The sequence below is a fragment of the Caldicellulosiruptor kronotskyensis 2002 genome, assembly GCF_000166775.1.
Classification (GTDB): Bacteria; Bacillota; Thermoanaerobacteria; order Caldicellulosiruptorales; family Caldicellulosiruptoraceae; genus Caldicellulosiruptor; species Caldicellulosiruptor kronotskyensis.
Genome location: NC_014720.1, coordinates 836,827 through 849,881, shown reverse-complemented (window position 1 = coordinate 849,881; position 13,055 = coordinate 836,827). Strand labels below are relative to the sequence as shown.

General features: G+C 36.1%; 20 protein-coding genes. 1 reads left to right on the top strand and 19 read right to left on the bottom strand.

The features are described from left to right. Positions 1-12 precede the first annotated feature (12 nt). From CALKRO_RS03530 to CALKRO_RS03500, 10 genes are all read right to left on the bottom strand, one after another. Positions 13-990: a RecB family exonuclease gene (locus CALKRO_RS03530; RefSeq protein ID WP_013429742.1), complete on the bottom strand. Its 978-nt coding sequence runs from the start codon at positions 988-990 to the stop codon at positions 13-15. A gap of 214 nt (positions 991-1,204) precedes the next feature. Next, complete coding sequence (locus CALKRO_RS13600) at positions 1,205-1,351, bottom strand: hypothetical protein (RefSeq protein ID WP_158304414.1); 147 nt, start codon at positions 1,349-1,351, stop codon at positions 1,205-1,207. A 133-nt stretch (positions 1,352-1,484) separates the two neighbouring features. Beyond that, entirely contained in the window at positions 1,485-1,682 is a 198-nt protein-coding gene (locus tag CALKRO_RS03525) for a hypothetical protein (RefSeq protein ID WP_013429741.1), read from the bottom strand. Between the two features lie 62 nt (positions 1,683-1,744). Further along, on the bottom strand, positions 1,745-1,975 hold the full coding sequence (locus tag CALKRO_RS03520; RefSeq protein ID WP_013429740.1) for a hypothetical protein: 231 nt from the start codon (positions 1,973-1,975) through the stop codon (positions 1,745-1,747). A 169-nt stretch (positions 1,976-2,144) separates the two neighbouring features. Continuing rightward, positions 2,145-2,291: a hypothetical protein gene (locus tag CALKRO_RS13595; RefSeq protein ID WP_158304413.1), complete on the bottom strand. Its 147-nt coding sequence runs from the start codon at positions 2,289-2,291 to the stop codon at positions 2,145-2,147. 130 nt (positions 2,292-2,421) lie between these two features. Further along, on the bottom strand, positions 2,422-2,622 hold the full coding sequence (locus tag CALKRO_RS03515) for a hypothetical protein (RefSeq protein WP_013429739.1): 201 nt from the start codon (positions 2,620-2,622) through the stop codon (positions 2,422-2,424). A gap of 64 nt (positions 2,623-2,686) precedes the next feature. Then, complete coding sequence (bet, locus tag CALKRO_RS03510; protein WP_013429738.1) at positions 2,687-3,670, bottom strand: phage recombination protein Bet; 984 nt, start codon at positions 3,668-3,670, stop codon at positions 2,687-2,689. Between the two features lie 66 nt (positions 3,671-3,736). Then, on the bottom strand, positions 3,737-4,012 hold the full coding sequence (locus CALKRO_RS03505) for a hypothetical protein (RefSeq protein ID WP_013429737.1): 276 nt from the start codon (positions 4,010-4,012) through the stop codon (positions 3,737-3,739). A 57-nt stretch (positions 4,013-4,069) separates the two neighbouring features. Beyond that, positions 4,070-4,291 (bottom strand): hypothetical protein, encoded by a 222-nt coding sequence (locus tag CALKRO_RS13500; protein WP_148222757.1) that lies wholly within the window; start codon positions 4,289-4,291, stop codon positions 4,070-4,072. Positions 4,292-4,513: 222 nt separating this feature from the next. Continuing rightward, complete coding sequence (locus CALKRO_RS03500; protein ID WP_013429735.1) at positions 4,514-5,005, bottom strand: DUF5697 family protein; 492 nt, start codon at positions 5,003-5,005, stop codon at positions 4,514-4,516. A gap of 86 nt (positions 5,006-5,091) precedes the next feature. On the opposite strand from CALKRO_RS03500, the gene CALKRO_RS03495 reads away from it, so the two are divergent. Then, positions 5,092-5,628 carry a DUF3800 domain-containing protein gene (locus tag CALKRO_RS03495; RefSeq protein WP_013429734.1) on the top strand — a complete coding sequence of 179 codons (537 nt, stop codon included), beginning with the start codon at positions 5,092-5,094 and terminating at the stop codon, positions 5,626-5,628. Between the two features lie 16 nt (positions 5,629-5,644). Here CALKRO_RS03495 and CALKRO_RS03490 read toward each other — a convergent pair whose 3' ends face one another. The 9 genes from CALKRO_RS03490 to CALKRO_RS03450 form a co-directional block, all read right to left on the bottom strand. After that, positions 5,645-6,862 (bottom strand): RNA-guided endonuclease InsQ/TnpB family protein, encoded by a 1,218-nt coding sequence (locus tag CALKRO_RS03490; protein ID WP_013429701.1) that lies wholly within the window; start codon positions 6,860-6,862, stop codon positions 5,645-5,647. A 445-nt stretch (positions 6,863-7,307) separates the two neighbouring features. Beyond that, positions 7,308-8,747 carry an ISLre2-like element ISCbe4 family transposase gene (locus CALKRO_RS03485; protein WP_013429733.1) on the bottom strand — a complete coding sequence of 480 codons (1,440 nt, stop codon included), beginning with the start codon at positions 8,745-8,747 and terminating at the stop codon, positions 7,308-7,310. A gap of 292 nt (positions 8,748-9,039) precedes the next feature. Next, positions 9,040-9,900 carry a tyrosine-type recombinase/integrase gene (locus CALKRO_RS03480; RefSeq protein ID WP_013429732.1) on the bottom strand — a complete coding sequence of 287 codons (861 nt, stop codon included), beginning with the start codon at positions 9,898-9,900 and terminating at the stop codon, positions 9,040-9,042. A gap of 13 nt (positions 9,901-9,913) precedes the next feature. After that, positions 9,914-10,126, bottom strand: coding sequence for a hypothetical protein (locus CALKRO_RS03475; protein ID WP_013429731.1), 213 nt, complete (start codon positions 10,124-10,126; stop codon positions 9,914-9,916). A gap of 196 nt (positions 10,127-10,322) precedes the next feature. After that, a complete protein-coding gene (locus tag CALKRO_RS03470) occupies positions 10,323-11,054 on the bottom strand; it encodes a nucleotide exchange factor GrpE (RefSeq protein ID WP_013429730.1) in 732 nt (243 codons plus the stop codon). Positions 11,055-11,148: 94 nt separating this feature from the next. Continuing rightward, a complete protein-coding gene (locus CALKRO_RS03465) occupies positions 11,149-11,994 on the bottom strand; it encodes a topoisomerase C-terminal repeat-containing protein (RefSeq protein WP_013429729.1) in 846 nt (281 codons plus the stop codon). Between the two features lie 15 nt (positions 11,995-12,009). Further along, positions 12,010-12,210 carry a LexA family protein gene (locus CALKRO_RS03460; RefSeq protein WP_013429728.1) on the bottom strand — a complete coding sequence of 67 codons (201 nt, stop codon included), beginning with the start codon at positions 12,208-12,210 and terminating at the stop codon, positions 12,010-12,012. Beyond that, on the bottom strand, positions 12,170-12,496 hold the full coding sequence (locus tag CALKRO_RS03455) for a hypothetical protein (protein WP_013429727.1): 327 nt from the start codon (positions 12,494-12,496) through the stop codon (positions 12,170-12,172). The genes CALKRO_RS03460 and CALKRO_RS03455 overlap by 41 nt, the downstream gene beginning before the upstream one ends. A 61-nt stretch (positions 12,497-12,557) precedes the next feature. Next, on the bottom strand, positions 12,558-13,025 hold the full coding sequence (locus CALKRO_RS03450) for a hypothetical protein (protein WP_013429726.1): 468 nt from the start codon (positions 13,023-13,025) through the stop codon (positions 12,558-12,560). Positions 13,026-13,055 lie beyond the last annotated feature (30 nt).

Genomic DNA, 13,055 nt, shown 5'->3' with positions numbered 1-13,055 from the left:
AGGATATCCTTCTCAACCCTGTTTCTTTACTTTTTTCAATTGATATGTGATTTTTCTCTCACCTAATTGCTCTAATACATCATCTGTTAGCTTTAATTTCTTAAGATTTGTTGCTGTGAAGTTTGCAAATTCAATTGGATCTTTGCCAACACTTTTAATATATTCCCAAACTTTACGAGTGTCAAAGCTAAAACTATTTACCGGAGTCAAGCGCCATACTCCTGAATCTGTTACAAGTTCTTCTCCCGTTTCTTCTAAATATGTTTTTAATGCATCTTTTGCAGCATTTAATTTTGCTTCAAGTTCTTCAATGTACTTTGCAAGTTCCAACGCTTTCTGTTTGTCAGTAATATTTTCGCCAAGGCATATTGCTGAGTATGGACAGCCTTTACATGATGAGTAGTTCTTTTCAAATTCTTCTTCATCGCCACTCATCGAATACAAGAATACTTTCTCGTTCATTATATCTTCAATTATTGATATCCAATCAAGTGTTTCAACAAGTTTATTTTGATCCAACTCTGTCTCAATCTCTTCGTTGTACCTCAAATAGAAGAACGACAGGTAGCGTGGTTCATAACCATTCTGTTTAAGTGCATTCGCATAAAGGTATAACTGTTTTACATCTGAGCTCTTCTGCCAACTTGTTTTCCAGTCCAGCACTTTTGATGTTCTGTTATCAAAAAGGTCAATCACAGCTGTGTATTCCGTACCAGATGGCGATGTGAATTTGAGTTCAAACTCGACGTATTCAGGATGAACACCAGCATAATGTCTGACTTTTTGGGTAAGGAATTGTTTAACGTTCTCACCTTCGACGCCAGTAGTTAAAAATTTTGCAAGTTCTTCGTGGATGATTCTGCCAAACTCCATTGCAGGTGTGCTGTACTCAATTCCTTTTACGTATTTGTAATAAAAGGCTTTCTGGCACTTCTCAAAAAGCTGAAGTCTTGAGTAACTTCCTTTCATAACATCAATTAACTCTATCATGTTCAACTCCCCTTTCTTATATTGTTCTACTTTAGAGGCAGGGAAAAATTCCCGCCGTAAGACTTCTACTGGGCTGAAGAATGCTGTAACGTTGTCTATTGAGATATTTGCCTGAAAATTGGTTGTAGAAATATCTTGAAAGTGGTATAATAATTTTGGGGGATGTTGGGGATTTATTTTAAAGCGCAGGCGTTGAACAGGAAGTGGTAAAGTTTTACTTTACCACTTCTTTTTTTATTTGAACCCTGAAGGGTTTTATACTTAGACTGATTCTATAATTCGCTTTAGTCAGACAAATTGCAAGTACACTTACTGCAACCACTACACTGGCTGAAACAATTTTTATTACCTCAATACTCAACGATGTCACCCCCTTTGTTTTTGCATGTTTATTTCTCCCCAACATCCCCATATCTAAAAAAGGGGGTGACTTGCCTGCGCTGTCGACTCAGTTTATAGTTTGACTCCTGAGAAGCAAGGGATGTTTCCCTTGCTCAGTCGTTTCGGATAAAGTTAATTTCTTTAAATAATTTGTCTACCTCTTCATCTGAAAGCTCATAACCGCAGTCAGCACATCGTGCTTCTGAAATATCATGCTCTGTTACATAGGCTCCAATACCTTGTTCAATATATACTCCAAACCAACGAAAGTATAACTCAAAATTTTTTCCGCTACAATTTTGGCATTTCATAGGTCAACTCCCCTTTCTTAATTGTTTAACTCTGAGGCAGGGGACAAGTCCCTGCCAAGAAGCTACGCTGGTACATTTTCTTTTTTCTTTTCTCTCAGGACTGTTCTTAACACATCTGTTACCATAACAAAAGTACCCTCATCGACAAATTCTCGTACTTGTTTTAGTGCATCTTTTACCAGCTCATCGTCGACTACTTTAATTACAGTTCCCTTTTTCTTTACAGTGAGTCTAATTTTGCCATTAACAAAGGTTATAAGTACAACTTCTCCATTGTTTACAACTCTTATCATGGTTTAACTCCCCTTTCTTATTGGTATAACTCCGAGGCAGTTGCCCTAAAATTTGTTATGTCTCAAACTTTTAAAATGTGGTATAATAAGGGTAGGGTGTGTTGGGGAAAGTTTTAAGATTTATAGGAACGCAGGTGTTTGGGTGGCTTGAAAGTAGTTAGGTATAAAATTACCTAACTACTTTCTTTTTTATTTTAACCTTCAGGGGAACGAATCCAATCACTATTTCGATATTAGCCTTTGCAATTATTACTAATAACGTAATTATTATAGCTGTGCCTGCTTTTAATGATAGTTGTAGAAATTCCCTACCCAAACATATCACCCCCTTTTCTACTCTATTTAATTTCCCCAACACACCCATTTTTTAGAAAGGGGGTGACTTGCCTGCGTTGTTTACTCAGTTGATGGTTTAACTCTTGAGAAGCAAGGGAAACATCCCTTGCTCAGCTGTTTTTGATAACGTTAATTTCTTCAAATAATTCCTCTACCTCTTCATACGAAAGCTCATAACCACAGTTAGCACAGCGTGCTTCAGAGATATCATATTCGGCTACGTATGCTCCTACAATTGGTTCAATATATACTCCAAACCAGCAAAAGTATAACTCAAAGCAGTTTTCTAAGCCACAGTTTTGGCATTTCATAGTTTAACTCCCCTTTCCCTTGGTTGGTGGAACTCAGAGGGAGAGGAGGGATCCTCTCCCTTTTTTATGCTACTTTGAAGTCAGTAATTACATCGATGCCGCCTTTTTTCTCAACCTTTACATCAACTACAGCACCTTTTGTGAGAACATTTACCATTCTATCGTTTGCTGGCGCATAGAATATTTTGTCGTTCGCTTTCACTTTTAAAAATTCTCCGCCGTTTTTTGCTCTGAGTATGTTCACATCTTCAATTTGAACTTTTATAAACTCTTGTTTTTCTTCTTCTTTGAATTGTTCTTCAACTTTGCTTTTATCTGGTTTGACCTGTTGTTCAGAAGGTTTAACCTGTTCTGGCTGGCTTTGTTCTTCAGGAACAGTTTCTTCTATTTTGTACTGTGGCTCAGTTATCACTGCTGGCTGTACCATCGGAGCTTCTTCCAGTTCATCTGCGCCCATTTCTTCTGCGCTGTACAATCCCTGAAGTTCTTCCATAAATGTTTCTCTCAATGCTTGCGAGAGAGCAACTTTTCTGATGAGTGTGGCAGGCATTTGTAACCAGTTCTTTGTCGGTTGTCCATCTTTTTTCTTTTTCATGTATTCCGAAATAGATACGGTTACTTTTAGTGGCACTTGCCAGTCTTTTCTATATACTTCAGCCCAGCCACCAACTAACTGTTCTCCATCCAGTAGTAAAGCTCCTTCTCGGTATTCAACAGTTCCGTCGCTGTGCCTTACAACAATGCCTGCTCTCCATCCGTTGCAAAGACCGCTCTTTTGCGCTCTTCTGATAAATACATCCTTTGAAACAACTATTGTTGCCGGTTCGTCACCATACTTGATAAGGTATGCATCTTTTCTAAATGGGTTTAATTTCTGGCTTTCGCAGAGTTTCATAAATAGTACAACTTCTTCGTCGTTTACTTTTGTCGCATCACCGCTGACGAGATATCGTTTTACTGTGTCAAATGTAAGTCTAATTTCTTTTCCGTCTTCAGAAGTGTAAACTACCTCAGGAATATCGTTCCTTTTAACAATACTCTTTTCCATGTTAACTCCCCTCCAAAAGTTTAGTTTAACTCCAGAGACAGAGCTGGCAGCTGAGGCTCAGCTCTGTCAATACTCCCATGTGAAAAGCACTGTTGTGTAGGAACGGTCAGGTTCGGTAATGATGTATATATCGCCTGCTTCTGTGCGGTATTTTGAAATAACTCTTTCTCCTCTTTCTACTGCCCAGTCGTTGATTTTTTTGTCTTTCTCTGGCATATCACCCCAGTCGCCTTCTTGATGTTTAGCAAGGCACCACAGAATTTCATGTTCTGAGACTTTATTTGCAACCTCTCTTGTCAAAAATACCTGACCGAGTTTAAGTTTGATTGTTGAACTCCTCATGTTCAACTCCCTCCCATTTTGGTGTAACTCCAGAGGGTGGAGGGGAGAACCCCACCGTTATTTTCCGCCAAGATATTTCCACATCTGGCTACTGGTCGGAAGTTGTTGTCCTGTTCTGAAAAGCTGTCTTGTGCTCAGTAGTTTGCTGTGGTTTTTGCTGTCTTTAACCTTAAAAAGGTACTTGACTATCACGCAATTTGTGTCAGCAAACTCAATGATTTTGTAAGACTCCATTAAATGGTAATCTCTTAAAAGTAAACTCCCGATTAACTTTTTCAAGGTGTACTCACTCCTTTTTCGGTGGGACTCCGAAATCGGTGGGACTCTGAAAGTAGAAGGATTGTTGAAGTGCTCATATAAAAAACAAAGCCACAGAGATGATTTGCATTGTCGCAAACTCTCTGTGGCTTTACTCTCTTGAGTGGTTGGACTCTGAAATTTCTTCTTGATTATATTATACCCAATTTTTTTAACTTTGCAAACACTTCTTCTATGAAAATATTATACAACTTCCTCGCCGTTTTGCAAGTAAAATTTTACTATTTTTGATTTTAGCTTTATTTTGTTTTTCTGCTCTTTGTTCTGTAGCACACAAATAATGCTTTCTGGAGGATTCATGTTAATTATTTCTGACACAAGTTCTTCTTCGCCAGGGAATATTACTGTTACATATGCAAGTTTCCCTTTTGTTGTTTTCACAAGAGCGACAAAAGGAAAATCTGCTGGATAATAAAACGTTACTCTGTCTTGGAGAAAATCTACCATAAAGTCGAGAAAGGCAAGTCTTCTTCTTTCTACATCAGGTTTTAGTCTTCTGAACGGAACATAGTAAACTCCATCCCTTTCTTCAACCCTCAAACCTTTTATCAATCTTTTAAGCTTTGCTTCTGGAAAAGGGTAAACAAGTTCTGCAAGATGCTTTAAAGTTGCAGCTCCCCAATCATACACAAATTTTTCAACCTCTCTGTCAGCCTTGTGTTTGTAAACAGGCATTGTATCAGCTCCTTCCCAGAATTTTTGTGATATAATTTTATTATATTTTGCAATAAGCAACAACTTAAACAAGTAGGAGGAACAGAATGAAGACTTACATAATTTATTGTGATGAATCTACTAAACAGGGAAAATATTACACAAATTTTTATGGTGGGGCACTTGTGGAAAGTAAATATTTTCAAGAAATAAATGATAAATTAAATCAAAAAAAGAGAGAGCTTAATTTATACGGAGAGGTAAAATGGAGCAAAGTTAGTTTGCAGTACTTAGATAAATATAAAAGTTTCATAGAATACTATTTTTCATTTGTGAAGGATAATAAAATAAAGATTAGAATTATGTTTAAACAAAAGTATTTTCAAACAGTAGGACTTACAAAAGAACAACAAGAAAATGAATTTTATCTTCTTTATTATCAATTTTTTAAACACGCATTTGGTTTTAGGTATTGCAACGACAGTAAAGAAGAAATTTACTTGATACCATATTTTGATAAGTTGCCGGATACAACTGAAAAGAATGAAAAATTTAAAACGTTTATTTATAATCTCCAATTTTTAGATGAATTCAAAAAGGCAAATGTGAACTACCGTCCACCTAAAGAGGTGGAGGCTTCGTGAGAAGTTTGGTAGCATCTCAAGCTACCCTTATTCTCACAGGGTGGTTCACACACCCACTACTGGTTATCTGCTTTACAGCAGACTCACCAGCTACCTTTGCAACTATGTTTATCGCTCCATTTATATCCGCATTTACTACATACCCACACTTTTTGCATACATACAATCCCCTGTATTTCCTGCTACTTTTGCTAACATGCCCACATCTGCTACATCTTTGTGATGTATAACCCTCATCCACTTCCATATACCTTATGCCATAATACATGCACTTCGATTTTAGCTTCCTCTTGAACTTGTCATATGGTATCCCCACAAAATTTTGATTGTTTACTCTTCCTATCTCTATCCCCTGCTTTATACCTTTCATCCTGCCAACAACTACTGCACCTATCTGATTGTTCAAACAGTGCTTGATTATCAAACTCACAGCCTGATTCAAAAAATTGTCAATTATATGCTGCCTTTTGCGAGAAACTAAAGCAAGTTTTCTGCCACATTTTATCCCTTGCCTGCTGTAGATCGACTGAAGTCTTGCCCTTTCTTTGTTGTACCATCGGTTGACTGATTTTAAAAACCTGCCCTCTATCAAAAAGGCAGTCCCGATGGTATCAACCACCGCTGCAAAATTGTCAAGCCCTAAGTCTATTGCTAAACATCTGCTCAAATCAAAAATACTTAGCTGTTGCTCTTCTTCATACACATACTCAATCTCAAACCATCTACCATTAAATCTTGGCACTATCCTGACTTCCTTAATTTTCTTACCCAGAACCGTAGCTGGCAGGTCAAAATACAGGTACCTTACACCAAACTCTTTTGCAAAACTCCTGCCAAGACTCAATCGCACTTTTTTGCCTTCTGTCTTGAACTGGTCCTTCGAAAAAACTATCTGATACATCCCATCCTTCGGCAGGTATTTAGGCATTGAAACTTTTTCTTCTACCTTCCCTTCTTTTTTGGCTTTCAAAAGACTTAGAAAAGATTTAAAAGCTTCATCCACTGAAATAAGTGTTTGCTGGGCAACCTGCGATGGCAAAAGTCTGTAGTCTTCGCTGTCTTTCACAAGATGATATACACTTTCATATCTCAAATATTCCTGAGTTTTAAAGTAGTGTTGCCTTATATAGTACAGAGCATAGTTGTACAGGTTTTTAGAAAAGTGGCAAAGATAACGTAGCAGTTTGTATGTTTGTTTATCACATCTTATATGATTTTTCTGCGTTTTGTACATTTTAATCACCTGAGGAATATTATATCATATTTTTAGCAATTCATCTCCATCTTGGAGAAGATGGAGTCTTCTTGCTTAATTTTTTGATAAAACAAAAGCTAAAGAAGAACTCTATGAACATATTAGAAATCTTATTTGTAATCTGAGACCAGATTTTAAGAACTTTAATATTGGAGACACTACTGGGAAAAAAGGAAGTTGGAAAAATTTATGGCTTCATCCCTATAGACATTGGAAATTTGTATCAAAAAATTATGTAATTGACCCAAGTAAGGCAAAAAAATAGAGCCCCACCGCCTCTACAAATTCCTTCCAGGTAGGAACCTGGAGCTTCGATTTGGCAGGGCCTTTTTATTTTCTGTTTTTATTATACACCTATTTTATCATTTTTTCAATACTCCCATTCGAATCGATAGTGTCAAGAGTTTGTAGGAAAAAATTTTTATTAGAATACACCTGCATTATAGAAGCTACAACTAATCAAAGACTTTAATGCTCTTCGTAACTGGTTAACTTTACCATTTGCTATAACTGGTATATTATTCCACTTTTCCGTACCTTTTCGTACTCTTTTCCCGTTCTTTATAATTCCTTTTGCTATTTCTTTAACTTCTTGCCTTTCTGCTTTCTTGGCTTTTATCTTCTCTAAATATACATTCATAAGTTCAAAACCATTGTATTTTAAACTCAATAACTTTACCATGGTCTCTGCTATATCTTCACTCCATCCTCTTGGTCTTGAACTCATCCTCTCTGCTAATACATGACTTACATGCCCTTCTGCACTACATCCCTTTATATTAACATTCGCTGCTTCTAATACTATATTATCCCAGTGCGAAAGTATGTATCTCTTTCCCTTCTTTATCCTCCTCTTAGCTAACTCATCTTCTTTAACCTCCTCCATCTTTTCTTTTACTAATGCCTCAAATCTCTCTCTATCCTTCTCTCTTAATGCTTTCAAAATCTCATTAAATAATTTTCTATCCCCTCCTGCTATTTTCATTATCTCCTTCGTTAAGTGAAACTTATCTAATACAAATTCCGCTCCATCTATCCACTCTAATCCCTTCTTTATCCAATTAGCTCCATCTCCTAAAAGATATATGTTTTCTATCTTCTCAACTTCAAAATTCTCTTCAATATACTTACCCACTTTTGCCCAAAAATCATCTGCATCCTCTTTTACACTGCTAAAATAATGCAAATCCTTTAATTCCTTCCTAATAACAACGCCCTTCTCTTCCTTATATCCCGTATTTATGTAAGCAAGCTTCGCTATCTCTTTCTTTCCATTCTGTAATGAAATATGGTCTTCATCCGCCTCTATATAAAGCTCTTTTACAACTTTCTTCTCTCCTCTTACACTCTTGCTATGCTGGATTTCATCTAATTCTTTACTATCTATCCCTTTCAAAATATTCATTACACTTTGTCTACTAATCCTATCCTCCCCTAATACTTCCTTTGCTGCCTTCTCATATGACATGTCTACTACTCTCTCTATTATCGCTCCCTTTACCGCATTGTCTATCCTTTGATATCTCTCTATCCCTAAAACTATATCAACTAAATAAACATATCCTTTTCCTTCCTTATCTTTGTAATATGTTCTCTCATATTCAATATAACCAAATATTGTCTTTAAACCCCTCTTGTCTCTCCTCACAACCTCATACCTCTTCTTCCTCTCTTCGTTTACTTTCAATGATTCATCTATAAGTTCACATGCTTCCTTTATCATCTCCTTGCCTATCAGGTCTAACTGCTTCTTAAGTTCAATTGAATATTCCGCTAAATCCTTCTCCCTTTTCACTATCTTCTCTAATCCTTCCTCAAAAGTCTTTAAAAGTTCTTCTATTTTTGATACAATATTTTCAGTCATTTTGCTCCCTCCTTTGGTTTGTTTTTCCTTTTTCTTTTTTTTATTTTTCATCATTATATTCTACTTCATTTTTTCTCTTCTACCAAGAGGAGGGAGCTTTTTTCCATCCAATGTCCTATAAATATTTTACACTAAGATTCGAATCAAAGTTGAAACTTACAAAACTATTGTAATTTCATCTTCCAAATGCGATTTTTTCAACAAAGCTTATCTTTGATAAAAGCTTTCTTATGTCCTGTTGAATAATATAAGGTTTTGCGTTCTATTTTTAACATTATCAAGCATTACCTTTCTATTCTAACAAGTTTTCCACCATTTCTTCCTGAAGCTTTGTATTTGGTTTTTTATATCTCAAAGTTGTTTCTATTCTTTGGTGTCCCAGCAGCTGTTGAACATCGTAGATATTCAAACCCTTATCAATCAACGTTTGTGCAAAGAAATGCCTGAGCATGTGTGGATGTAAACAAAGCCCGGCAAGTTTGGCATACTTTTGTATGATTTTATAGGCACTGTTGCGCGTCAGTTTTTTGCCCGTTGAAGTAACAAAAAGATAGTTTGTTTCTGAGTAAGGCCGCTTTTTCAGATATTCCGATAGGTATTTTCTTGCATCGGAGTTTAAAGGCACTTCTCTATAGCTTCTGCCTTTGCCCCAGATTTTTACTTTACCTTTTCTCTCTGATATCTCAACATCTTCAAGTTTGAGATTTATAGCTTCTGATATTCTCATTCCTGTATTGAGTAGAAGCTCTACAAAAGCGACATCCCTTGTCTTTCCAAATTGATGTACAGTGCGACGGAACTTGTATATATCTTTTTTGTCTAAAACTACTGGGGAGAGATTTCTTGTTGTGTCTTTTACCTGTTTTAGTCTTGTTGATATGTCTTTATTAAGCAATCCTCTGTCCAGTAGAAAATGCACAAATTTTCTTAGAGATATAATACTTCGGTTTACTGTACTTGGTTTGTGGTTTTTGCGCAGAAGGTATGATTTGTACTCAACAAGGTCAAACTCTGTCAAATTCTCTGGTAAAAACTCCTGACCAGTAGTATCAACATACCAGCGCATGAAAAGCTCAACATCCTTGGTATAACTTTTTATTGTGTTTTCTGTAAAGTCCTGAGTTTTTAGATAGTCTTCAAATTCTTTCAGCATTTTATTTCCAGCCTCACTTTTTAAAGAGGTAATCTTTGTACATAACATATGCCTTTAGAATTTCATAGTATTTCTCATCGACTTTTTTTACAAACTCATAGTCACCAGTTCTGTAAAAGTGGGTAAAAGCTTCGTTATAGAGTTTTCTGAGTCTGTGAAGCTCTTTTTTGAGCTCCTGAAGCATTACTTCAGGCTTGGGTGGATTTTTAACTCCTCTCTTGAACATGATTATTCCCCCCTTTTTATTTTCTCAAAAAACATTATGTTGAAAAAATTTTGAGTTTTATTTTATGTTTTTTCTGATGTTATTGTATCACAAAACAGTGATTTTGTCAACATAATGTATACTTATGAGTATAAATTATTTGTAACATTGCCGTTCATAGAACAAAAAAGGTGGGTTCAAGCCCACCTTTTTAGGATTATTTATTTAGGACTATTGCAGTGATAATTCCTGCAAACCCTGTTAGAAGTGCTGCGATAATGCCTATTGTATTCCATCTAAATGTATTCTTTATGTCTGCGAATTCATTCCTGATAGCTGCAAATTCTATTGCTGTTTCTTCTTTGAATTGTATAAGCTCATTTCTCAAGTCGGTTATCTCTTTTCTCACATTGGCAAACTCTCTTGCTGTTTCTTCCTTGAACTGTGCAAACTCATTTCTTATATTGGCAAACTCTTTTGTGGTTTCTTCTCTAAACTGAATAAACTCATTTTTCAGATCTGTTATTTCTTTTCTTACACTTGCAAACTCCTTGGCTGTTTCCTGCTTGAAATCTGCAATTTCGTTTTTTACGTCAGCTATCTCTTTTCTGACACCTGAAAACTCTTTTGTGCTCTCTTGTTTGGTATTGCTCAGTTCTGTTGTTGTATCGCTTCTCAAACCCGTGATTTGATAAACAGTTTCTTTTTGCAGGTTTGCAACCTGATTTGAAAGTTCACCAATTTTCTGGTTAAATTCACTTTTGATGTTAACTTCCAAAGTCTTGAGTTTTGTATCAAATTCTGTCCTGACTTCTGAGATTTCACGCTTGAGATCTTGAAGATGAGAGGTAAATTCAATCCTTAAAAGGTCGATACTGGTGGGGCTGATGTAAACTCTAACTTTGTCTTTTCTTCTTTCCCTTTCATTTTCCATTTGACTCATCTCCATTTTTTACTCCCCTTCTTGTTAGTTTTACTTAAGAGGGGGGCAGCCGCTTTTACTTTTATCTTAATTTTATCATATTCTGGTGAAGAACAAAAGTTTAGTTTTTTGCAGCCTCTTGCCACATATTCAATTTTTCATTCAGTGCTTTTGGTACAATGTATTTGCCAAGCTTTAGTTTTACCGCTTTTTGCATATACTCTAAAAAGTGCTCCTCAACTGCCAGATTGCAGTTTTCTATCTCTACTATTATCCTTTCTTCTTCCTCTGCCTTCTTTACACTAACGTACGGAAAAAGGTTTTTAGAAAGCTTCTTGCTATTTCCACCTTTTAGCCTCAGTTTTTTCATACTGAGTTCCAAACTCCATGTGTAGTTTTTAAGCTCCTGCAAGAGCACATAGATTCCAGTTCTAATATTTCTATCTCTTGGTGTTGCTTCACCAAGAGCGTACTTTACAAAAGCAATATCATCAGAGATTATTCTTAATTTTTTATCGTTCGGAACTAAAGGCAAAATCGCAATTAATGAAAGAGCATGAGAATATCTTGTTGCCTTTGTGCCAAAATCATAAATCTTCTCTTCCTTTTTACCCCCATCCATTTTAAATACTCTTACAACCCCGCTTGAGAGGGAATTTAGAAAAATGCAAATTGTATCATTTTCTTTTTCTCTTTCTTCTTCTATTTTCCCCTCATTTTCTTTGTTAGAACAAAATTCAAAATCTACTTTGCCATTTTTATACACAAGTTTTGCCTTGAACTTTTTCTTTTTTGTTTTTGAGAAAAACTCAATTTCATCGCTCACACCTTCTAATACAAGCTTGTCTATATCCTCTTGCTTTAGCTCGTAGCCATAAAAAGCTACTGGCAGGGAGATTTGGCAAGAAGGACATTTGTAGTTTTTGTCTTCTACAACAAGTCCATTTTTGCATTTTGGGCATAACATTTTACTTTCTCCTTTCTAATTGATTACAATCGTTCTGTATTTTCCTCTTTCCCTTGTTATGAATCCTCTCTTTTCAAGGCTGATTAGTTCATTGCGGACAGTGGTTGTGCTATAGCCTGTGCCGTCTGCAATCTCCTTTATGGTTGGGCCATACTTTTTATCTTCATGAAAGCTTTTAATGAAAGAGAGTATGTGCATCTGTCTTTCGCTCAGCATTTTTCTTCTCTCCTTTGCAAAGTGCTGGTCTGAACTTTTTTAAGACTACTTTTTTATAACGTTCATAATCAATCCCGAGAAAGTCGCAAATAAGCTGGCAATACTCGCTTTTGATAAAATTAAGAGCCTCCATTTTAACACGCCACGGCTCATTCCTGCCATCATAACACCCACGAGGAACCGGGCTTTGAATATCTTCTTTTGTTAGTATCAAGACTTCTGCAAACAGCCTTCTTAGCGCTTCTATTTCAGGGTCTTCTGAAAATTTACGAATGCAAAGACTCATGACATCAACTCCCAATCACTTTACTGTTTGTTTGGGGCAAATAGACCTTTCTTTTAGTTGCTCATCTTCTTTCTTTGATTTTCTCTGCCAGCAGTGAGAAAATAATTGCTGCTATAAAGCTTGAAAATGTGAAAACTATGACTAATGTCACTATGTTGATTATTTTATCTTCCCGTTTCTTCTCAGTTATGATAACTTCTCTGGCGTTGTTGTAATACTTAGCATCTGCAAACAAATACCTGTATTCCTTGCCGTCTTCCATAAATATCACAATGTATTTTTGTTCATCATCAAAAATGTATTTTTCAATTGTTCCTTTCTTCGTGACAAACTTTATTTCTTCTAACTTTATCCTGTCGCTTATTTGACTGTCTTCTACTACTGGCACCGTCGTGTTTGACCTGCCACCTGATGGTACAGGCAAAACAAACGGTACAACTTGTGCTGGTCTTGCCAAAGTCCTGTTCGATAGAATCACAGCGAAAAGTATCAATGCCACCATCAATAAAGTTCTGGTCTTATACAACATGATGTTTTTCTCCTTTGCACCAGTTTCTTA